At 67.9% G+C, this 19,187-nt stretch carries 15 protein-coding genes; 8 read left to right on the forward strand and 7 right to left on the reverse strand.

What is annotated here, in order from left to right; all coding sequences use genetic code 11:
* The first annotated feature begins 97 nt into the window (after positions 1-97).
* Positions 98-1,438, forward strand: a complete 1,341-nt coding sequence (locus JZ791_RS23215; protein WP_216897312.1) for a GDSL-type esterase/lipase family protein — start codon at positions 98-100, stop codon at positions 1,436-1,438.
* Positions 1,439-1,493: 55 nt separating this feature from the next.
* On the opposite strand, the gene JZ791_RS23220 is transcribed toward JZ791_RS23215, so the two are convergent.
* Entirely contained in the window at positions 1,494-2,312 is an 819-nt protein-coding gene (locus JZ791_RS23220; RefSeq protein WP_254206175.1) for an SDR family NAD(P)-dependent oxidoreductase, read from the reverse strand.
* A 215-nt stretch (positions 2,313-2,527) separates the two neighbouring features.
* On the opposite strand from JZ791_RS23220, the gene JZ791_RS23225 reads away from it, so the two are divergent.
* A complete protein-coding gene (locus JZ791_RS23225) occupies positions 2,528-3,232 on the forward strand; it encodes an SGNH/GDSL hydrolase family protein (RefSeq protein WP_216897314.1) in 705 nt (234 codons plus the stop codon).
* A gap of 1 nt (position 3,233) precedes the next feature.
* Here the strand turns inward: JZ791_RS23225 and JZ791_RS23230 are convergent, their stop codons facing one another.
* The 3 genes from JZ791_RS23230 to JZ791_RS23240 all read right to left on the reverse strand — a co-directional run bounded on the left by JZ791_RS23230 (position 3,234) and on the right by JZ791_RS23240 (position 6,390).
* On the reverse strand, positions 3,234-4,076 hold the full coding sequence (locus JZ791_RS23230; RefSeq protein WP_216897315.1) for a carbohydrate ABC transporter permease: 843 nt from the start codon (positions 4,074-4,076) through the stop codon (positions 3,234-3,236).
* Positions 4,073-4,921 carry a carbohydrate ABC transporter permease gene (locus JZ791_RS23235; protein WP_254206179.1) on the reverse strand — a complete coding sequence of 283 codons (849 nt, stop codon included), beginning with the start codon at positions 4,919-4,921 and terminating at the stop codon, positions 4,073-4,075. The genes JZ791_RS23230 and JZ791_RS23235 overlap by 4 nt, the downstream gene beginning before the upstream one ends.
* Before the next feature lie 197 nt (positions 4,922-5,118).
* Entirely contained in the window at positions 5,119-6,390 is a 1,272-nt protein-coding gene (locus tag JZ791_RS23240; protein ID WP_216897327.1) for an ABC transporter substrate-binding protein, read from the reverse strand.
* A gap of 427 nt (positions 6,391-6,817) precedes the next feature.
* On the opposite strand from JZ791_RS23240, the gene JZ791_RS23245 reads away from it, so the two are divergent.
* From JZ791_RS23245 to JZ791_RS23260, 4 genes are all read left to right on the forward strand, one after another.
* On the forward strand, positions 6,818-9,154 hold the full coding sequence (locus JZ791_RS23245; RefSeq protein ID WP_216897316.1) for a carbon starvation CstA family protein: 2,337 nt from the start codon (positions 6,818-6,820) through the stop codon (positions 9,152-9,154).
* A gap of 8 nt (positions 9,155-9,162) precedes the next feature.
* Positions 9,163-9,345, forward strand: a complete 183-nt coding sequence (locus JZ791_RS23250; protein WP_216897317.1) for a YbdD/YjiX family protein — start codon at positions 9,163-9,165, stop codon at positions 9,343-9,345.
* Positions 9,346-9,488: 143 nt separating this feature from the next.
* Positions 9,489-11,036 (forward strand): DNA-3-methyladenine glycosylase 2 family protein, encoded by a 1,548-nt coding sequence (locus JZ791_RS23255; RefSeq protein ID WP_438804559.1) that lies wholly within the window; start codon positions 9,489-9,491, stop codon positions 11,034-11,036.
* A gap of 97 nt (positions 11,037-11,133) precedes the next feature.
* Positions 11,134-11,637, forward strand: coding sequence for a methylated-DNA--[protein]-cysteine S-methyltransferase (locus JZ791_RS23260; protein ID WP_216897319.1), 504 nt, complete (start codon positions 11,134-11,136; stop codon positions 11,635-11,637).
* Between the two features lie 254 nt (positions 11,638-11,891).
* Here JZ791_RS23260 and JZ791_RS23265 read toward each other — a convergent pair whose 3' ends face one another.
* The 3 genes from JZ791_RS23265 to JZ791_RS23275 form a co-directional block, all read right to left on the reverse strand.
* Entirely contained in the window at positions 11,892-12,038 is a 147-nt protein-coding gene (locus JZ791_RS23265) for a hypothetical protein (RefSeq protein ID WP_216897320.1), read from the reverse strand.
* Positions 12,035-15,766, reverse strand: a complete 3,732-nt coding sequence (locus tag JZ791_RS23270; protein ID WP_216897321.1) for an AAA family ATPase — start codon at positions 15,764-15,766, stop codon at positions 12,035-12,037. The genes JZ791_RS23265 and JZ791_RS23270 overlap by 4 nt, the downstream gene beginning before the upstream one ends.
* Before the next feature lie 112 nt (positions 15,767-15,878).
* Positions 15,879-17,057: an exonuclease SbcCD subunit D gene (locus JZ791_RS23275; RefSeq protein ID WP_216897322.1), complete on the reverse strand. Its 1,179-nt coding sequence runs from the start codon at positions 17,055-17,057 to the stop codon at positions 15,879-15,881.
* Positions 17,058-17,230: 173 nt separating this feature from the next.
* On the opposite strand from JZ791_RS23275, the gene JZ791_RS23280 reads away from it, so the two are divergent.
* Positions 17,231-18,367 (forward strand): DNA recombination protein RmuC, encoded by a 1,137-nt coding sequence (locus tag JZ791_RS23280; RefSeq protein WP_216897323.1) that lies wholly within the window; start codon positions 17,231-17,233, stop codon positions 18,365-18,367.
* Positions 18,368-18,425: 58 nt separating this feature from the next.
* The coding region (locus JZ791_RS23285; RefSeq protein ID WP_216897324.1) for a DUF6542 domain-containing protein at positions 18,426-19,187 on the forward strand (762 nt) is incomplete at its 3' end.

Genomic DNA, 19,187 nt, shown 5'->3' on the forward strand with positions numbered 1-19,187 from the left:
GGGGCTCCAACCTCGCAAATTACCTGCTTATACTGCCGCACAACGTCATTCGCGCGCGGCAGTATTCTTCCTACCGCACCGACAGTTAGGCCAACACATGAAACGCACGGCGGACCCGCGTGCCGGTCGACCGAATCTCACCACTCGCGCGGGCATCTCACTCGCCACACTGATCTGCGCGCTGGCCACGGCCACCGGAACCGGCGTCGCCGATCCCGCCGCGACGGGGTGCGCGCAACCCCATTGGGTCGGCAGCTGGGCGATGGGCCCCTCGGACGCCTCGCCGGTGTCGGATATGAGCCTCACCCCGATAACGTCGCTGTTCGACCAGACCTACCGGATCGTCGTCACCCCGCATCTGAGCGGCCGGACCGTGCGCGTGCACCTGACCAACAAACAGAGCCCGCTGCCGGTGACCTTCGGCGCGGTCACGATCGCCAGACAGGCGCAGGGTGCGGCGATCCAGCCGGGCACCCTGCGCGTCGTCACCTTCGGCGGCGGTCGCTCGACCACCGTCGCGCCGGGGGCGGATGTGATCAGCGATCCGATCCAGTTGTCCGTCAACGGTTTCGAGCCGCTGGCGATCAGCATCTATGTGCCCGGACAGTCAGCGGCGGCGACCGAGAACATCATTTCCCTGTCCACCAGCTACTACGGTCCGCCCGGATCCGGCGACCGGACAGCGGACCCGGACGGTTCGGCGTTGAGCATGCACACCACCGCCGCACTGTGGGCCGGCGAGGTGGACGTGCTTGCGCCACCGCGGTATTCGAGTCTGGTCGCGATGGGCGACTCCATCGGCACCGGATACGAGGGTGCGACGTACTACGAAGGGCCGCAGGATCCCGCCGTGGTAGATCGCAATCTGCGGTATACCGACTTCCTGCAGCACCGCCTCGATGCCGCCGGAATTCCCGTATCGGTGTTGAATTCGAGCATCTGGGGCAATCGCGTGCTGCAGGGTGAGACCGCGCCGCAAACCGGCCCGAGCGCGCTGTCCCGATTGCGGCACGACGCCATCGACGTCGCGGGAATACGCGATGTCATCTTCGAGATGGGCACCAACGATCTGGCCTTCCCGCCGACCTCGACTCCCGACCAATTGATCGCCGGCTATATCGATGTCATCGATCGGCTGCACGCGGCGGGTATCCGCGTGCACCTGACGACCATTCCACCCTCGGTGCACTCGTGGATCGCCGGTGGCCTCGCACCGAGGTCCGATCCGCTACGCCAGCAGGTCAACCAGTGGATTCGCACCCAACGCCTGTCGGACAGCGTGATCGACTTCGACGCGGTGCTGCGCGATCCGGCAGATCCGTCGGCCGACCGGCCGGATATCGTATCCCCGACCCTCGTGCACCCGAATCCCAAGGGACACAAGATGATGGCCGACGTCATCGATATCGGCAAGTTCCAGGGATCGCAGTGCCGTTGATCCGAATCGACGACGCGGCGGTGGCCTCATCACCACCGCCGCGAGTCGCTGTGCCCTACAACCGGTCCCGCATCTCGGCCTGCTTACGGAACACCGGTGACATCCGCCGGGCCATGCTGTCGCCGAACCCGGGCGACAGCTGCGTGGTGGCGAACATCGACCGCACCGGCATTCCCATGTCGAGCACCTCGGGCCGATCGTGCTGTACCGCGCCGACGATCTTCCCGGCGATCCGGTCGACCGTGGTGGAGCCGAGCATCCGGCTGGCGGTGACGCCCTGGTCGATCCACGCCTGATACATGCCGTCGCCCTTCACGAACCCGGGCAGCACCACCGAGAAGCCCACCGGCGACCGGTGATATTCCGCGCGCAGCGACTGCGCCAGCGACACCAGACCGGACTTCGTCGCGGCATAGGGCGCCTGATAGGCCGGCGCCACCTTGGCCGCACCGGTCGAGACGAACACGACGTGCCCGCGGCCGCGTTCCAGCATGCCCGGCAGGACCCGTCTGGTCAGCAGCATGGGCGCCGTCAGATTGACCGTGACGATCCATTCCAGCTCGGTACGTTGATATTTCGGAAACGACGCCGCCAATTCGACTCCGGCGTTGTTGATCAGGACATCGATCGGGCCCAGCGCCCGTTCGGCCCGATCCACCAGATCGTCGAGCGAGTCGAGATCGGCGAGATCACCGATGACCGGTTCCGCCTTCACACCGCTGCCGCGCAGTTCCTCCGCCAGCTGCCCCAGCACCTCCGTCTGTCGCCCGGCCAGCGCCACACGGGCCCCCGAGGCGGCGAGCCGACGCGCGACTCGCTTTCCTATACCACCGGACGCACCCGTCAGCAGTACGGTCCGTTCCTTAAGATCCATGACTGCTCCTCCAAGAGACCGCACGATCGTTCGCATACGATATCAGCTTTGCCGCAAACACCACCACAGCTGAACCCCTAAACGCCCCTATCCACCGGGATACATGCGGCAATACGCGCAGGCGAGACTGTGATTATGCACATTGACCTGTATCGTCGGCCTGGGTACCGTGGAGCGCACGCACGTTCGTTCACCGCATCGGAAGGAGCAGATTCATGACGGAGACAGCCGGATCGACCGCCCAGACCACCGAACCGGTCTACACCGAGGAGACCGATCCGTACTGCATCGCGGACGACGCCGCCGTCGAGATGCTGCACGGCGCCCCCTGGCATCGGATCGCGCTGATCGGCGACAGCACCGCGTTCGGTGCGGGCGACCCCAGCCCGGGATATCGCGAGATGTACTGGGCGCCACGGGTCGTCCAGGTCCTCGAGCGCGCGGTCGGTGAGGTCGAGTTTCTCAATGTGGGCCGGATGAACGCCACCACCGCGCAGGTGATCGACGAACAACTCGACGCCGCACTGGAATTCGGCCCCGATCTGCTGTACGTGGCCGCCGGCGGCAACGACCTGTGGGCCGACGAACCCGATTACGCCGCCTCCGAACGCAACCTGGACAGGATCTTCGCGGCGGGCCGCAACGACGGTGCGCGACTGGCCACGATGACGATCGCCGACGCGGTCCCCGAGCACATCCCGGCGCTGCGTCCCTTCCGCGCCCGAATCGACGAACTCAACAAGGTGATCCGCCGCGTCGCGGATCGTTACGACGCCATCCTCACCGATCTGTGGTGGCATCCGGTCGGGCACCGCCCCACGGTGATGTCCGTCGACAACATCCATTTCAACATCTCCGGCCACGCGGTGGTGGCCGCCGAGGTCGTCAAGTCGCTGGCGACCGCGGCCCGTACCTACTGAATCACCGTCCACCCAGGCCGGATTGAGCGATGCCGCGCACGAACGCCTTCTGCGCGAAGGCATAGACGACCAGCAGCGGGGCGAGCACGATCATCGCGGCGGCCATCAACAGGGGCCAGTCCGTGCGGTATTGCCCCTGGAGGCGGACCAGACCCAGCGTCACCGTGGCGATCTCGTCTCGCTGGATCATCACCAGCGGCCACAGGAAGTCGTTCCAGACGGTGATCCACGTGAGCACCGCCAGCACCATCACCGCGGGGCGGGCATGCGGCAGCAGCACTCGCCAGTAGACCTGCCAGGTGGTGCAGCCGTCCAGGATGGCCGCCTCCTCCAGTTCGTCTGGCAGGGTGCGGAAGAACTGGCGCATCAGATAGGTGCCGAACGCGGAGCCGAACAGGCCGGGCACGATCATCGCCCACGGCGAGTCGACCCAGCCGAGTGCGCGCATCAGGATGAACTGCGGGATCACGGTGACCGTCAGCGGCACCATCAGGGTCGCCAGATACGCCAGGAACAGCGTTTGCCGTCCGGGAAAACGCAAGCGCGCGAACGCATAACCTGCCAGCGAGCAGAAGAACACCTGCCCGGCGGTGACGCATCCGGCGTAGATCGCGGTATTGATCAGCATGCGCCCCAGCGGCAGCTGCTCGAAAACCCTTCCGTAGGTGGACCATTGCGGCGCGGCCGGGACGGGGTTCGGATCGCTGATCGCACCCTCGGTTTTCAGCGAGGCGCCCAGCGCCCACAGTATCGGCCCCAGCGCGCACCAGGCGATCGCCAGCAACGCCGCGTACAGCACCAGCCCGCGCAGCGTCCGCCGGGCGATCGCTCGCCGCGCCCTCACGACTGATCCGCCTCACGGCGCGACAACCACAGCTGGATCACCGTGAGCACCAGCAGCAGCGCGAACATCACCCAGGCCAGGGCCGCCGCGTAGCCGACCTCGTAGAACCGGAAGGCGTTCTGGAACAGCATGATTCCCAGCACATAGGTCCCGGTCTCGGGACCGCCGTTACCGTCGGTGAGCGCATATGCCTGATCGAATGCCTGCACCGAGTTGATCACGGTGATCACGAAGACGAACGACAGCGCCCCGCGCACCAGCGGCACCGTGATGCACCGGAAGCGCCGCCACGGGCCCGCACCGTCGATCTCGGCGGCCTCGTACAGATTCTCCGGAATCCCCTGCATCGCGGCCAGCAGGATCACGGTCGCGAACGGCACGCTCTTCCACACCGTCACCACGCTCAGCGAGATCAGCGCCCAGTGTGGTTCGCTCAGCCACGGCACGGCCGGGATGCCGAACCACCGCAGGACCAGATTGATCATCCCGTCGTCGGTGGTGAACAGGAACCGCCACACCACCGCCATCGCCACCGTCGAGGCGACCAGCGGCACGAACGCCGCGGTACGGAACAGCCCTATCCCCTTCAGTTTCCAATTCAACGCCGCGGCCACCGCCACACTGATCACCACCGTGGGCACGAGTGTCAGCACCGTGAACACCGCCGTATTGCGCAGTGCGATCGCGAACAGCGGATCGTCGAGCAGACGCCGGTAATTGGCCAGCCCCACGAACCGCATGGGCCGGAACAGATCCCACGAATGGAAGCTCAGATACAGCGAAAACCCGAGCGGGAACAGCAGAAACAGCCCTACCGCGGCGAGATTCGGTGCGATGAACGCCATCCCGGCGCGTGCTCGCCGCCGGTCCAGCGCCGAGCGGCGCCGTCGCGTCCGGGGGCGTGCCGTTCGCACATCGAATCGTTCCTCTGCCTCCATCATTCCAGGCCGCACCGATTCCGGGGCGTGAACGGTCGCCGTACGCATACGCCTCCGATCTGCGGTTCGGAGCTCGCCAAGGGCCTCGTCTCGCGGCTCGACCCTCACGTGCCCGCCCGCAGCAGTGCATCGATATCCCCTGACATAGCGCCGAGTGAATCCGCCTGCGCCGCGCCCCGCAGGACCCGGTTGCACCCCCGGGACAGCAGTGAGTCGACCTTCCCCCACGCCGGGGTGATCACCAAGGGACGCGACACATCGGGTCCGCCGGTGAAAACCTCGAGGTTGCCGATATTCGCATGCGCCCTGGCGAATCCGGGCGACCGCATGGCGGATCGCAGTACCGGCACGAAGAGCCCGGATTCGGCGATGATGGCCTGCCCGACCGGCCCGGTCGCGAATTTCACGAATTCCCAGGCCTGTTCGCGGCGCGGGCTGTCCGCGGCGATCGCCAGCCCCGTGCATCCGACGTCGGTGATCGCGCCCGGGCCGCCGTGCGGGCCGACGGGCAGTACCGTCACATCGAAGTCCAGATCCGCATGCCCGCCAAGTCTCGAGAATTCCGAATAGAGCCAATGCCCGCCGAGCAGCATGGCCGCACGGCCGCTGGAGAACAGGTCGGGTGCGGATACCGACAGTTGGTCGGCGACATTTGGCGCGACCCGGTGCCGCACCGCGAGATCGGCGTAGAATTGAATGCCCGCGGCGAACCGCGGGTCGCCGATGTTGGTGCGGGTGGGCGCCTTCGGCGGGCTGAACCATTGTGCGCCGTTGTTCATTCCGAAGCAGGCCGCGGAGTAGTACGGCACCCAGGCGTCGGCGAAACCCCACTGCCGCACGCGCCCATCCGGGCCGCGATGGGTCAGCGTCTCTGCGGCGGCTAGGAATTCGTCGAATGTCCATGCCTGCGACCAGCTGCCGGGTGGGCGAATCCCGGCCTGTTCGAACAGCTTCCGGTTGTAGTACAAGAAGACACCGGACCACTGTTCGGGCAGCGCGTACTGCCCGGCGCCGTAGTCGAACGTCTCGTACAAGGGGCGGTAACTGTCCGCGCTCAGGGTCGCGGCATAGGCCGGATCGCGGTCCAGCAGCGTGCGCAGGTCCAGCAGTACTCCACGTTCGGCCAGGCCCGCGTAGAGCATCTCCCAGGACATCAGCACGTCCGGGCATTTGCCCCCGGCGCAGTAGGTCAGCATCTGCTGCAACGGATCCGGGCCCGACATGATGGTGCGGATCCGGATATCCGGATGTCGCCGGGTGAACTCGTCGATGATGCGCAGGCGTGTGCGGGCCTCCTGCGGCCGGGCCTGGAAGAAGAAGGTCACCGCGTCGTCGCCGGCGCCGCCGCACCCGGCCAGGATCGGCGCGGCCAACATCGAGCCGAGCAGCGTACGGCGGCGCACCGGGTTCACCGACCTCCTCGAATCATTGAAGCAATATTCCAGCAATCATTGAATGGGCACGCGCAGCTTACGATCGAGCACGAAACGGATCGTGGAGCACACGCACGGGAAACCACTATTGGGCGCGCTCGAACCCCCACGAGCGAAAACCCGGACGGCACAGACATGTCGGAGTCCGGCGATACAGTCGTCGTCGGAAGGCCCGGCTACACCCCGCCCGGCGCCGCACCCACGACCGCCTGCGCACCCGAGCAGTCGCGTCCCCTCGACGGTCAGGCAACCCCTGCCCGACAGCCGGTGACGTGGTCTTTTTCCCGAGTTACCCCCGCACGAGCGCTAGTTCGGCTACGTTATGTCCGTTTTCACACGATCTGCACAGAACAACGGGAGAGTTGCTCATATGGCGACAATCGAATACCTGCGGACAGATCCCGACCTCCCTCCCGTAGGCGTCGTGAACCGCTCCCCCATCTCCCCGGCGAAGAAGGGCATCTTCCTCGTCATCGCCATCCTGGGCGCCGTCGGCTGGGCCGTGCTGGGGATCAGCCGCGGCGAGAACGTCAACGCGGTGTGGATCGTGGTCGCCGCGGTGTGCACCTACATCATCGCCTATCAGTTCTACGCGCGGTTCATCTCGAACCGGATCGTCCAGCCGCGCGACGATGTCGCCACCCCCGCTGAGGAATTGGAGAACGGCACCGATTACATGCCGATGGACAGGCGTGTGCTGTTCGGCCACCACTTCGCCGCCATCGCCGGCGCCGGCCCTCTGGTCGGGCCCGTGCTGGCCGCGCAGATGGGCTATCTGCCCGGCACGCTGTGGATCGTCGTCGGCGTGGTGCTCGCCGGTGCGGTGCAGGACTATCTGGTGCTCTGGGCCTCGGTCAAGCGGCGCGGGCGCAGCCTCGGGCAGATGGCGCGCGACGAACTCGGCGTGATCGGCGGCGCGGCCGCGCTGATCGCGGTGCTGGTCATCATGATCATCCTGCTCGCGGTGCTGGGCATCGTCGTGGTCAACGCCCTGGCCGCCACCAAGAGCGCCAACGGGCAGCTCGTGGGCGGCAGCCCGTGGGGCGTGTTCTCGATCTCGATGACCATCCCGATCGCCGTGCTGATGGGCCTGTACCTGCGCTACGTGCGGCCGGGCAAGGTCGGTGAGATCTCGATCGTCGGCTTCGTGCTGGTGATCTTCGTCATCGTGGCCGGTAAATGGGTGGGCGACTCGGGTTGGGGCCGTTCGGCGTTCACGCTGGACGGCACCACGATCTCCTGGATGCTGATCATCTACGGCTTCATCGCCTCGGTGCTGCCGGTCTGGCTGCTGCTGGCCCCGCGCGACTATCTGTCCACGTTCATGAAGGTCGGCACGATCGTGCTGCTGGCCATCGGCGTGGTGATCACCATGCCGGTGCTGAAGGCCCCGGCGATCTCCCAGTTCGCGGGCAACAGCAAGGGTCCGGCCTTCGCGGGCTCGTTGTTCCCGTTCCTGTTCATCACGATCGCGTGCGGCGCGCTGTCCGGATTCCATGCCCTGGTCTCCTCCGGCACCACACCGAAGCTGCTGGAAAAGCAGTCGCAAGCGCGGATGATCGGCTACGGCGGCATGCTGATGGAGTCGTTCGTGGCGATCATGGCGATCATCGCGGCCAGCGTGCTGGACCAGCACCTGTACTTCGCGATCAACACCGCCGGCCTGACCGCCGCGCCGACCGGCCTGCCACACGGGGCCTCGGCGGCGCAGATCGCGCAGGCCACCGCCGATGCCGCGGCGCGCAAGATGAACGGCATGGGCCTGGGCGGGCCGCCCATCACCGGCGCCGATCTGGTCAACGAGGCGCACAGCGTCGGGGAGAGTACGTTGCTGTCCCGCACCGGTGGCGCGCCGACGCTGGCCGTCGGCATGTCCCACGTGCTGCAGGGGTTCCTGGGCGGATCGGCGCTCAAGGCGTTCTGGTACCACTTCGCGATCATGTTCGAGGCGCTGTTCATCCTCACCACGATCGACGCCGGGACCCGCGTCGCGCGCTTCATGCTGTCGGACACCCTGGGCAACCTCGGCGGTCCGCTGCGCAAGTTCTCCGAGCCGTCGTGGCGGCCCGGCGCCTGGTTCTGCTCGGCGATCATCGTCGCGGCGTGGGGTTCGGTGCTGCTGATGGGCGTGACCGATCCGCTGGGCGGCATCTACACGCTGTATCCGCTGTTCGGCATCGCCAATCAGCTGCTGGCCGCGGTCGCGCTGACCGTGGTGCTGGTCATCGTGGTCAAGAAGGGCCTGGTCAAATGGGCCTGGATACCAGCCCTGCCACTGATCTGGGACCTGATCGTGACGATGACGGCCTCGTGGCAGAAGATCTTCTCCGGCGACAAGAACCTGGGCTACTTCAAGCAGGAGAGCGTCTACAGCACCGCCAAGCACGCCGGAAAGGTGCTGGCCCCGGCGAAGAATATGCACGATATGGACAAGATCATCCACAACAGCTTCATCCAGGGCACGCTATCGATCATCTTCGCGGTGCTGGTGCTGATCGTCGCGCTGGTCGGCCTGGTGGTCTGTATTCAGGCGTTGCGGCGCGGCGGGAGCGAAACCACCGAGACGCCGGAGCTTCCGTCGAAGATCTTCGGGCCCACGGGATTCCTGGCCACCAAGGAGGAGAAGAAGGTGCAGGAAGAGTGGGACGAGCTGGTGAAGGCGGGCCGGGTGAAGGTTCCCGGAGCGGCGCGGGTGGGGGCGGAGTGACGGCGGCGGTGCTCAGGCCCGTAGTGGCGGTCGCCGGGTATATCAACGCGATACTCGGCGGCCGGGACTATGCCCGCTACGTCGACCATCTCCGGCGCAACCACCCCGAGAGCGCGGTCCCGACCGAGCGTGAGTACTGGCGCGACCGCTATGCCGCGGCCGACCGCACCCCCGCCAACCGCTGCTGCTGAGCCCCCTCGCATCGCCCTGGCGCGCTTGTTAGGGGTTCGGAGGTTGCATTGATCGGGACCAATCGGGCGCTTATGGGGTATGCGGGGGATAGATGGCTCATTTCCGCTAGCGCGGAGCCCGTCGGGCTGCCAGGGTGGAGTTCGTGAGTGCTAACGGTCTGGAGTTCGAGCGCTGCTACCGCGCGGTCGCCACCCGCGATGTCCGGTTCGACGGGCAGTTCGTCACCGCGGTGCGCACGACCGGAATCTACTGCCGCCCATCGTGTCCTGCCATCACTCCGAAACGTTCGAACGTCACCTTCCTACCGACCTCGGCCGCGGCACAGCAGAACGGGTTCCGGGCCTGCCGTCGCTGCCTACCCGACGCCGCGCCCGGCTCGCCGCTGTGGAACACCCGCGCGGACCTGGCCGCCCGCGCCATGCGGCTGATCGCCGACGGCGTGATCGAGCGCGCCGGCGTGCCCGGGCTGGCCGACTCGCTGGGTTACTCCCAGCGGCAGCTGACCCGGGTGCTCACCGGCGAACTCGGCGCGGGGCCGCTGGCCTTGGCCCGAGCACACCGCGCGCACACCGCACGGCTGCTGATCCAGACCACGCGGATGCCGATGTCCGATATCGCGTTCGCGGCCGGATTCTCCAGCATTCGCCAGTTCAACGACACCGTGCGCGAGGTGTTCGCGGTCAGCCCGACGTCGCTGCGCGAGGAGGCGCGACGGCTGCGCGGAGACACTCTCCCGACCGACTCCGCCGTTCACGGCACCCTCACCCTGCGGCTTCCCTATCGCGAGCCGCTCGATGTGCCCTGGCTCGAATGGTTTCTGTCCTCGCATGCCGCGCCGGGCCTCGAGCTCTGGGAGGACGGGGTCTACACCCGCGCCCTGCGCACCCCGCACGGGCACGCAACGGTGCGCCTGAGCGTGCAGCCCGGGCATGTGCGCGCGGGGCTGTCGCTGCACGATATGCGCGATCTGGCGCCGACAGTGGCCCGGCTACGGCATCTGCTGGACCTGGACGCCGATCCGGTGGGCATCGACGAGGCGCTCGACGCCGGCCTGCGCGTCGGCGGAAACGGGCTCGACGGGCACGGCGCCGGGCTGCGCGGCGACAGTGATGGGTCACGCACATTCAGCCGGGGCATCCGTGTGCCCGGCTGCGTCAACCCGCAGGAGTTGTTGCTGCGCACCATGATCGGCCAGCAGATCTCGGTGTCCGCGGCCGTCACCCATACCGCCCGCCTGGTCGAGGCGCTGGGTGAGCCGGTCAACGGCCCTGTGCCGCGACTGTTTCCGACCGCGGCGGCGATCGCCGAGCACGGCGCGGAGGTGCTGACGGGTCCGGCGCGACGCATCGCGTCCATCGTGGCCGCCGCCCGAGCCCTGGCGTCGGGTGATCTGACCTTGCACGCCGGGCGCACCGCCACCGATGTGCGCCGCGATCTGCTCGCCCTGGACGGGGTCGGCCCGTGGACCGCCGATTACGTGACGATGCGCCTGCTGGCCGATCCGGACATCCTGATGCACACCGACCTGGTGGTGCGCCACGGCGCGGCGCTGCTGGGCGTCGACTTGACCGACACCGGGCGATGGGCGCCGTGGCGGTCGTATCTGTCGATGCACCTGTGGAAACGGGCGCTGTCCGAACGTCCCGTGTCCGCCGCCGTCGGCAGAGCAGAGGTCGGTGCGGGGCGGTAATCGCCGGCACGACCGCGTCAACCATCCGCCGACACGGCGAAGCACGGTGTCACACCGCGCTCTCGCCGGACTATGCAACGAAAGTAGGTGTAGGACAATGGGTACCGCCGACTTCGCGACAATCGAGACGCCGATCGGGCCGTTCACAACGCTGATCGATGCCGACGGCGCGGTCCTGGCATCGGGCTGGACCGCCGATGCCGAGGGGCTTCGCCTGCTGGTGTCTCCCCGACTACGACCCACCGAACTGCGGCGCCACGATTCGCTCGGTGAGGTGACACGCGCGGTCGAAAAGTACCACGCGGGCGACCTTTTCGTGATCGACGAAATCCCCGTGCGGCAGATGTCCGGACCGTTCCTGACGCACGCATGGGAGGTCCTGCGCAAGATCCCGGCCGGAAATCCGCTGACCTACACCGCCTTCGCCCGCCTGTCCGGCCGCCCGGAGGCCGTACGCGCGGCGGCCAACGCCTGCGCCCGCAACGCCGCGGCGCTGTTCGTCCCATGCCATCGCATCCTGCGAACCGACGGCACCCTGGGCGGCTTCCGCTGGGGCCTACCGGTCAAATCCTGGCTGATCGAACACGAGCAAACCTCGTAAGTAGTGGAGCGGCAATCGGTTTCGCCCAGGGACCCGGCACACGGCACACCCGGCGCGATCGCGGCCTTCCTTTACGTGATGCCCCGATCCGCCGCTGCACACGACCACGACGTCGTTGGTGGTATGCGATCAGCGAAACCCGAGGTCCGAGCTTCGGCCGACCGCGCCGAGGCGACAACCCGCTCGAGCCACTCAGGACGCTCGGCACACTCGAGGCGCTGAGGACACTCGAACTACTGAGCCGCTTGCGACAATCAGACGCTCAGCACGCTCAGCACGCTCAGCACGCTCAGCACGCTCAGCACGCTCAGCACGCTCAGCACGCTCAGCACGCTCAGCACGCTCAGCACGCTCAGCACGCTCAGCACGTCGACGTTCCGCGTCCGTAAGGCGGGTGTCAAGCGACAGTGGTTTCCAGGCGGGAGCCGTCGGGATTGCGGATGACGTGCAGGCGGCTCGGAATGCGCTGACGCATCTCGTCCACATGGCTGACGATGCCGACGACCCGCCCGCCGGAACGCAATTCGTCCAGTACGCCCATGACCGCGTCGAGGGTGTCGGCGTCGAGGCTGCCGAAGCCCTCGTCGATGAACAGCGTGTCCAGCACCAGTCCGCCGGATTCGGCGGCCACCACATCGGCCAGGCCCAGCGCCAAGGACAGTGAAGCCATGAAGGTCTCACCACCGGACAGCGTCTTCGCCGGGCGCACGGCTCCGGTGTAGTCGTCGCGGATGTCCAGGCCGAGGCCGCCGCGCCGACCGCGGCTGCCCGCGGCGTCGGAGTGCACGAATTCGTAACGGCCACCGGACATTCTGCGCAGCCGCACCGAACCGGCCAGGGCCACCTCCTCCAGGCGTGCGGCCAGCACATAGGAGCGCAACGACATACGGCGGTTGTTCTCCCCGCGCCCCGCCACCACCTCGGCGAGACCCGCCAGCTCGTCGTGGGCCTGCTGCATCGGCGTGATGCGGTCCACCGCCGACCACAGCTGACCGCTCAACTCCTCGAGCTGAACCACCCGGCGGGCGGCCTCGGCATGCGCCGCCACCGCCGCGTCCAACCGGGTGCGTGCCTGCACCACAAGGCTTTCCAGCTCCTGGAGATCCCCTGGCGCGGTGTCGGCCACCGCGCGGATCTCCGGCTCGGCCAGTACGGCCTCGGCGTGAGCGCGCATGCGGTCGGCGGCGACCAGCTCGGTATCGAGCGCCTCCTGCTGCTGCGGGGTGCGGGTTGCGGCGTCCACGACCTTCGCGTACGCGGCCAGGACCGCGTAGTCGGGCTCCGAACCGTCCTCGGGCACAACGACATCGGCGAGCGTTACCAACTCGGCCGCGCGGGCCAGCTGTTCCACCCGGCGCGCCAGAGCGGTGACCTGTTCGCGGGCGACGGTCGCGTCGGCACGGGCGGCGCGCAGTTGCTCCGCGTCACGCACCAACGCCTCCAGGCGGGCCCGGCGACGGTCCACGGTGCCGTCGGCCCCCGCGGCGGCGCGCAGGCGCTCGGTGAGTTCGGCCAGGCGACGGTCGGCGGCGATGACCCGTTCGAGCACCGCGCTGCCCCGCCCCTCGAGTTCGCGCAGCTCCTCCTGCAGGCGCGTCTCGTCGGTGCGCAGGCGGTTCAGTTCGGCGGTCAACTCCTCGGTGCGGGCGGCGGCGCGGCGAGCGGATTTGTAGCGCTCGGTGGCGACATTGAGCGCGGCGGCCAGTTCGGCGCGATCGCCGTCGCCGCCGCGTTCGATCAGCACCGCGATGCTGCCCTCGAGATCGGTCAAGCGGGCCTGTGCGCGCTCACGCACCGACTCGGCGGACCGTTCGGCGACCACCGCACGCTGCTCGTCGTCCTTGGACGCGGCCGCCGAGGCCGGGCGCGCCGGCGCCGGATGATCGGCCGAACCACAGACACCGCACGGTTGCCCGTCGACCAGCGCACCCGCCAATTCGGCCGCCATCCCGGCCAATCGGCGCTCCCGGACCTCGAGTGTGCGTTCGCGCGCGTCCACATGCGCCACCCGGGCCTTGTCGAATTCCTCGGTGGCGCCGGTCAGTTCGGCGCGTCGCGCGGCCAGATCCGTCGCGGCGGTCGCCGCGGTACGCAGCCGCTCGCAGTCGCTCTGCAACCCGGCCAACCCCGCCGCGGCCTGTTCGGCCTCGCGCACCCGCACGTCCACCGCGGCAATGGCCTGCGGTAACGCCGCCCGCTTACCGGACACCTTCTCGACGCTCGCGTTCAGCGTCGCGCTCTCCCGGCGCAGGCCCGCCAACTCGACAGTCAACCGCTGGGCGGCCTGCGCATCGGCCCGCACCTCGTCCAGCGCGCCGACCTGAGCCGTCCATCCACGAATCGCGCCCTCGATCCCGGTCGGCGCCGCGTGCGCGGGCTCGGACCGATCCTGGTCCAGCGGGGCCGGAGCGTCTCCGGCCGCCGCCTCGACCCGCCCTGCCCCATCGGCATCGGCATCGGCATCGGCATCGGCATCGGCATCGGCATCGGCATCGGCATCGAGGACCATTGAGCCTGAATCGGATTCAGAATCGGCGGTGAGATTGCGGTCGGGCCCCGCCGACACGGCGAACAGTCCCGGCTCATCGGCCTCGCCGGACCCGTCGAATTCGGCCGCGCGCAGCGGACGGTCGGTCGCGACCGTGCGCGCCCCACGACGAGATCCAGCGCTTCGCTTGACTACCGTATTGCTCTCGGCCGCACCGGATCCTCGTCGACGCGTGGATCGTGGCGTGGTGGCACTCGCCTCCACGGCGGCCGACTTGGCGTCGTCCGACGGCTCCGCCTCGACCGTCGTATCGATCGAGAACAGCTCGAGCTCGATGTATTCGGGCGACTCGGCACCGGAAGGCAGCGTCTCGATGGAATCCTGCGCGGCCGGACTGTCCGTATCCGGTCCCACTTCGTCGTCGACGGTGAATTCGTCTGCCGGGTAGTCCGACTCGGACGCACGGTCGAGATCCGGTGCCTCTATACGAACGGGAATGGACGCGAGTTCGGCGGCCAGATCGGTGTCCGCAAGCTCGGCGGCGGCCAGATCTGCTGCGGCCCAGGCAGTTCCGGAAAGTTCGGCACTGGGTGGTTCGAGCAGCCGGGCGGCGAGGCGTTCGGCCAGTTCCCGGGACTCGTCGGTGCGGCGGCGCAGCGTGAGCGCCGCAGCCCGGGCCTCGACCAGGGCGGCGGCAACCGGTTCGGCACGGCGGGACTGATCCAGTTCGACGCGACGGCGCTCGCGCAGTTCCGCGGTGGCGGCGTACTGGTCCAATTGCGCTCGCGCGCCGGATATCCGCCGATGCAGCTCATGCAGGCGGCGCTGCTGTTCAGCCGAAGCCTGAACCCTGGTCGAATCCTGTTGATGCTGAGCGAGTTCCGTGGTCGTCCGGGCGCCGTCCGCCCGCGCCTCGGCGAGCAGGCGCTGCGACCAGTCGACCGCCTCGAACGGTCCGACCGTCTCGGCGGCGCTCATCCCCGCCGCGATACCGACCTGGGCGATGAGCCGGTCGATGCTGTTGCGCTGCTCGACCAGTTCGGCCTCGCCCTCGCGCCGCCGCTTGATGAGCCACTGCTCGGCGGTGCCGAATCGCTCGGTGTCGAAGAGCTTTTCGAGCAGCCTCTCGCGATCCTCGTTGTCCGAGCGCAGGAACCGCGCGAAATCGCCCTGCGGCAGCAGCACCACCTGGAAGAACTGATCGGCGCTCATGCCGAGCAGCCGGATCACCTCATCACCGATATCCTGAAATCCCGACAAGTTCTGGCCGCTGCGGTCCAGCCATTCCAATGTCGCCTTGGCCTTTACAGTCGTCCAGCCAGGATCTCCGCGCTTCTTGGGGCGCTCGAACTCCGGTGAACGGGTCAACCGCAGCCGCCGACCGCCCATCGTTGCCTCGAGCACCACCCGAGGAGGCATTTGCGGATCCGCGTGATCGGAATGCAGCCGCTTGCTCTCCCCACGCGCGCCGGGCACCCGGCCATACAACGCGAATGCGATCGCGTCGAGCACCGTCGTCTTGCCCGCACCCGTCTGCCCGTGCAACAGGAACAGCCCGTCGCCACCCAACTTGTCGAAATCCACCGTGACGGCATCGGCGAACGGACCGAACGCGCACAGCTCCAACCGATGCAGCCTCATGCGATCGCCCCACGTGCGCGGGCCATCGCAACTCCTGGACCGCCGTACACGCGCCCGACCGGTTCGGCGACACCGTATCGCCCTGTGCCCAGTGATCGCTCGGTGCGCACTTTCATGCCGAGAGCTCCGCTGACTCGTCCCGGTCGATGCTCACGGTCTCCCGATCGGCGGTTGCCGCCGCGAGTGCGCGCTCCAGCCAGGTCATTTCGCCCGCAGTCGGCTCGCCGCGCACATCGGCAAGGAAGGTATGCGCTACATCGGTATCGCGGCGGCCGTGCACCCGCTCACGGTAACGTAGTTCCGGATTACCTTCGGGGCGAGCCCATTCCACATGCACGGCATGCGGAAAGCGCTCCCGCAGCCGACGCATCGCATCCACCGGGCGGGCATGGTCGGTAAGAATGGCCGAGACGTAGTGGTCCTGGGCGGAGGTGTGTCCGGGGTCGGCCAGCAGTTCCTCCAGTGTGCCGGTGAGCTGGGTGAGCGCGCGCACCTGGGGAAGGTCGCATCGCTGGACATCGGCGAGCCCGTCGCGGCCCAACTCCACGATCCAGACCGCCTTGCGGTGCGACCGTTCGGCGAACGAATACGGCAGCGGTGAACCGGAATACCGAACCGAATCCGCGAGTGTCTGCGGTGAATGCAGATGTCCGAGTGCCACGTAGTCGACACCGTCGAAGGCCCCCATCGACACAGTCTCCACACCGCCGACCGAGATAGATCGCTCCGATCCGGTCGCCTCCGCACCCACCACGAAGGCGTGCGCGAGCACCACCGACCGCGCGATCCCCCGCTCGTCCAAATCGGCTCGGACCCGGCCCATCGCCACGTCCAGAATCTGCGCGTGCGAACGCGCCTGCGGCACACCGAGCTCCACCCTGGTGATCTCCGGCTCCAGATACGGTATGCCGTAGCAGGCGATCTCACCGTGCTCGTCGCTGAGCACCACCGGGCGTTGCAGATCCGCCACCGACGTGCGCAGATGCAGTCCACCGGCCGCGGCGAAACTGCCCAGCGCCCCGAGCCGGGTGGGCGAATCGTGATTGCCGGAGGTCGCCACGATCACCGCCCCCGCCGCGCGAATTCGCTCGAATCCGCGATTGCACACCGCGATCGCGTCGGCGCTGGGTATCGACCTGTCGTACACATCCCCCGGCAGCAGCACGACATCGACTCGCTGCTGCGCCACGATCTCGGCGATGGACGCCAGCGTCTGCGCCTGATCGGCCAACAGGTCGACGCCGTGAAACGTGCGCCCGATATGCCAGTCAGACGTGTGCAACATCCGCATGCCGCGAAACCGTAGGCGATCACCCCGACAGAAAACGACCCGCCACCCCGAACCTGTCCCAAGAACGCTAGTTTTTTCGAGTTGTCCCGCCGCACAGATCTTTCACCCCGCGAGGCTGCCCGAAGATTGCTGGGAATCGGAACTTGTCGGTGGGATAGGGCACTATCTGCTGCATGACCGCACCGATGCTGTTTGCTCTGCTGTTGGCGTTCTGCGCTGGGTTGGGGCTCGGGTGGCTGGGGCATGCCGCCCGGGCCGGGCAGCGTGCCGCCACCGCGGAGGCTCGGGTGTCCGCGATGCGCGAAGGTGAGCGGCTGCTGCGCCAGTCGCTGGGCGCGGCGAGCGAGGATGCCGCGCGGCGCAATTCGCAGGCGATCGGATCGCTGGTGGAGCCGCTGCGCGAGGCGGTCGGCGCACTGAACCAGCACATCACGCAGGTCGAGCACAATCGCATCAACGCCTATTCCGGCCTGCGCGAGCAGGTCGCCGGCATGCAGCGGGTGTCGCATCAGCTGTCCACCCAGACCGGCCGGCTGGTGTCGGCGCTGCGCGCCCCGCAGGTGCGCGGGCGCTGGGGCGAGGTGCAGCTGGAGCGGGTGGTGGAACTGGCCGGGATGTCCCGGCACTGCGATTTCGACACCCAGGTCACCGGTGCCGGCCGCGACGGCGGGGTCCGGCCCGACCTGGTGGTGCGCCTGGCCGGGGGCAGGCAGATCGTGGTGGACGCCAAGGTGCCGCTGACGGCCTATCTGGACGCCACCGGCCAGGACGACCCGCGGCTGCAGGCCGAGCACCTGACTCGCCATGCCAAGCACTTGCGCGCGCACGTCGACCAACTGGCCGACAAGGCGTACTGGGCGGCGTTCGATCCCTCGCCGGAGTTCGTGGTCCTGTTCGTCCCTGGCGATCCCTTCCTCGACGCCGCGCTGACCACCGACACCGGCCTCCTGGAGTACGCCTTCGGCCGGAACGTGATCCTGGCAACTCCCACAACACTCATCGCATTACTGCGTACAGTTGCCTACAGCTGGCGGCAGGAGTCGTTGTCCCAGGATATGGCAACTATTCAGCAATTAGGCCGGGAGCTGTACGGTCGTCTGAGTACCACCGGCGCGCACCTGGATCGACTGGGCGCTCAACTGGGCAAGGCCGTAGAGGCTTTCAACCAGACAGTAGGCTCGATAGAGTCGAGGGTGATGGTAACCGCACGGCGGTTGCACGAGCTTGACATCGGCGAGCAGGAGGCGCCAGCAATCCGGCATGTGGAGTCGTGGCCACGGGCGGCCGCGTTCTCAGACATCATTCAGTAACCGGTTCATCCGCCCGGCCTCGACACACGTTCCGGTTGTGCCAGATAGTGTGCTGTACGTGGCAGCAGCAATCCAACGTGAGCGACCCGAGGTCCCGGCGCCTCACCGCTCGGTCATCCCGTCGATGCCCGGCGTCCCCGCGGGCGCGGCGGTGCTGATCGCGGTGGCGTGTACCTCGATCGGCTTCTTCATCGATGCCAGTGGCGGGGGCAAGGATCTGACCCACGTATTTGCTGCCTTTTATATCGTGGGCTGCGCCCTGGCGGCGCTCGTAGTGCGATACCGCGGCCTGTTCACCACCATGGTGACCCCGCCGCTGCTGCTGTTCCTGGCCGTTCCGGTGGCCTATCAGCAACTGCTCGGCCACAGCTCGACCTCGATGCGGGATATCGTGCTGAACCTGGCCGTCCCGCTGGTGAACAGATTCCCGACCATGGCGATCGCCACCGTCGTGGTCCTGGCCATCGGACTCGCCCGGATGCTGATGCAACGCCGCCTGGCCGAGGCCACCCCGGGAACGCGCACAAGCGGGCCACGCAAGGGTGACTCCTGGGGTACGCGCGCAGGCAGCGGCGGCCGTCGCCGCGCCGGCACATCCGACGCGCTGCCCAAACGCGGTCGCAGCGGGCCGTCGGCCGCCGACGACACGGCCGCGAAGCCCACCCGCACAGGACGCAAGACCACCGGCGCCAGCGGACGCGTCGCCGAGCGCCCCCCACGGGTCGGCTCCCGATCCTCCGAGCGCACCGCGGTCGCCACTCCCGCGGCGGCCCGCGGACGCGGCGACACCGACACTCCGTCACGCCACCGTGCCCCCGCC

It is taken from the genome of Nocardia alni (assembly GCF_019038435.1).
GTDB classification, from domain to species: domain Bacteria; phylum Actinomycetota; class Actinomycetes; order Mycobacteriales; family Mycobacteriaceae; genus Nocardia; species Nocardia alni.

Excerpts from the sequence above, each read along its gene's own strand:
- JZ791_RS23240 (WP_216897327.1), bottom strand. The coding sequence starts at position 6,390 with ATGTTGGCCGCGCCGATCCTGGCCGGGTGCGGCGGCGCCGGCGACGAC.
- JZ791_RS23280 (WP_216897323.1), top strand. The coding sequence starts at position 17,231 with ATGACCGCACCGATGCTGTTTGCTCTGCTGTTGGCGTTCTGCGCTGGG.
- JZ791_RS23270 (WP_216897321.1), bottom strand. The coding sequence starts at position 15,766 with ATGAGGCTGCATCGGTTGGAGCTGTGCGCGTTCGGTCCGTTCGCCGAT.
- JZ791_RS23225 (WP_216897314.1), top strand. The coding sequence starts at position 2,528 with ATGACGGAGACAGCCGGATCGACCGCCCAGACCACCGAACCGGTCTAC.
- JZ791_RS23260 (WP_216897319.1), top strand. The coding sequence starts at position 11,134 with ATGGGTACCGCCGACTTCGCGACAATCGAGACGCCGATCGGGCCGTTC.
- JZ791_RS23275 (WP_216897322.1), bottom strand. The coding sequence starts at position 17,057 with ATGCGGATGTTGCACACGTCTGACTGGCATATCGGGCGCACGTTTCAC.
- JZ791_RS23245 (WP_216897316.1), top strand. The coding sequence starts at position 6,818 with ATGGCGACAATCGAATACCTGCGGACAGATCCCGACCTCCCTCCCGTA.
- JZ791_RS23235 (WP_254206179.1), bottom strand. The coding sequence starts at position 4,921 with ATGGCGTTCATCGCACCGAATCTCGCCGCGGTAGGGCTGTTTCTGCTG.
- JZ791_RS23220 (WP_254206175.1), bottom strand. The coding sequence starts at position 2,312 with ATGGATCTTAAGGAACGGACCGTACTGCTGACGGGTGCGTCCGGTGGT.
- JZ791_RS23215 (WP_216897312.1), top strand. The coding sequence starts at position 98 with ATGAAACGCACGGCGGACCCGCGTGCCGGTCGACCGAATCTCACCACT.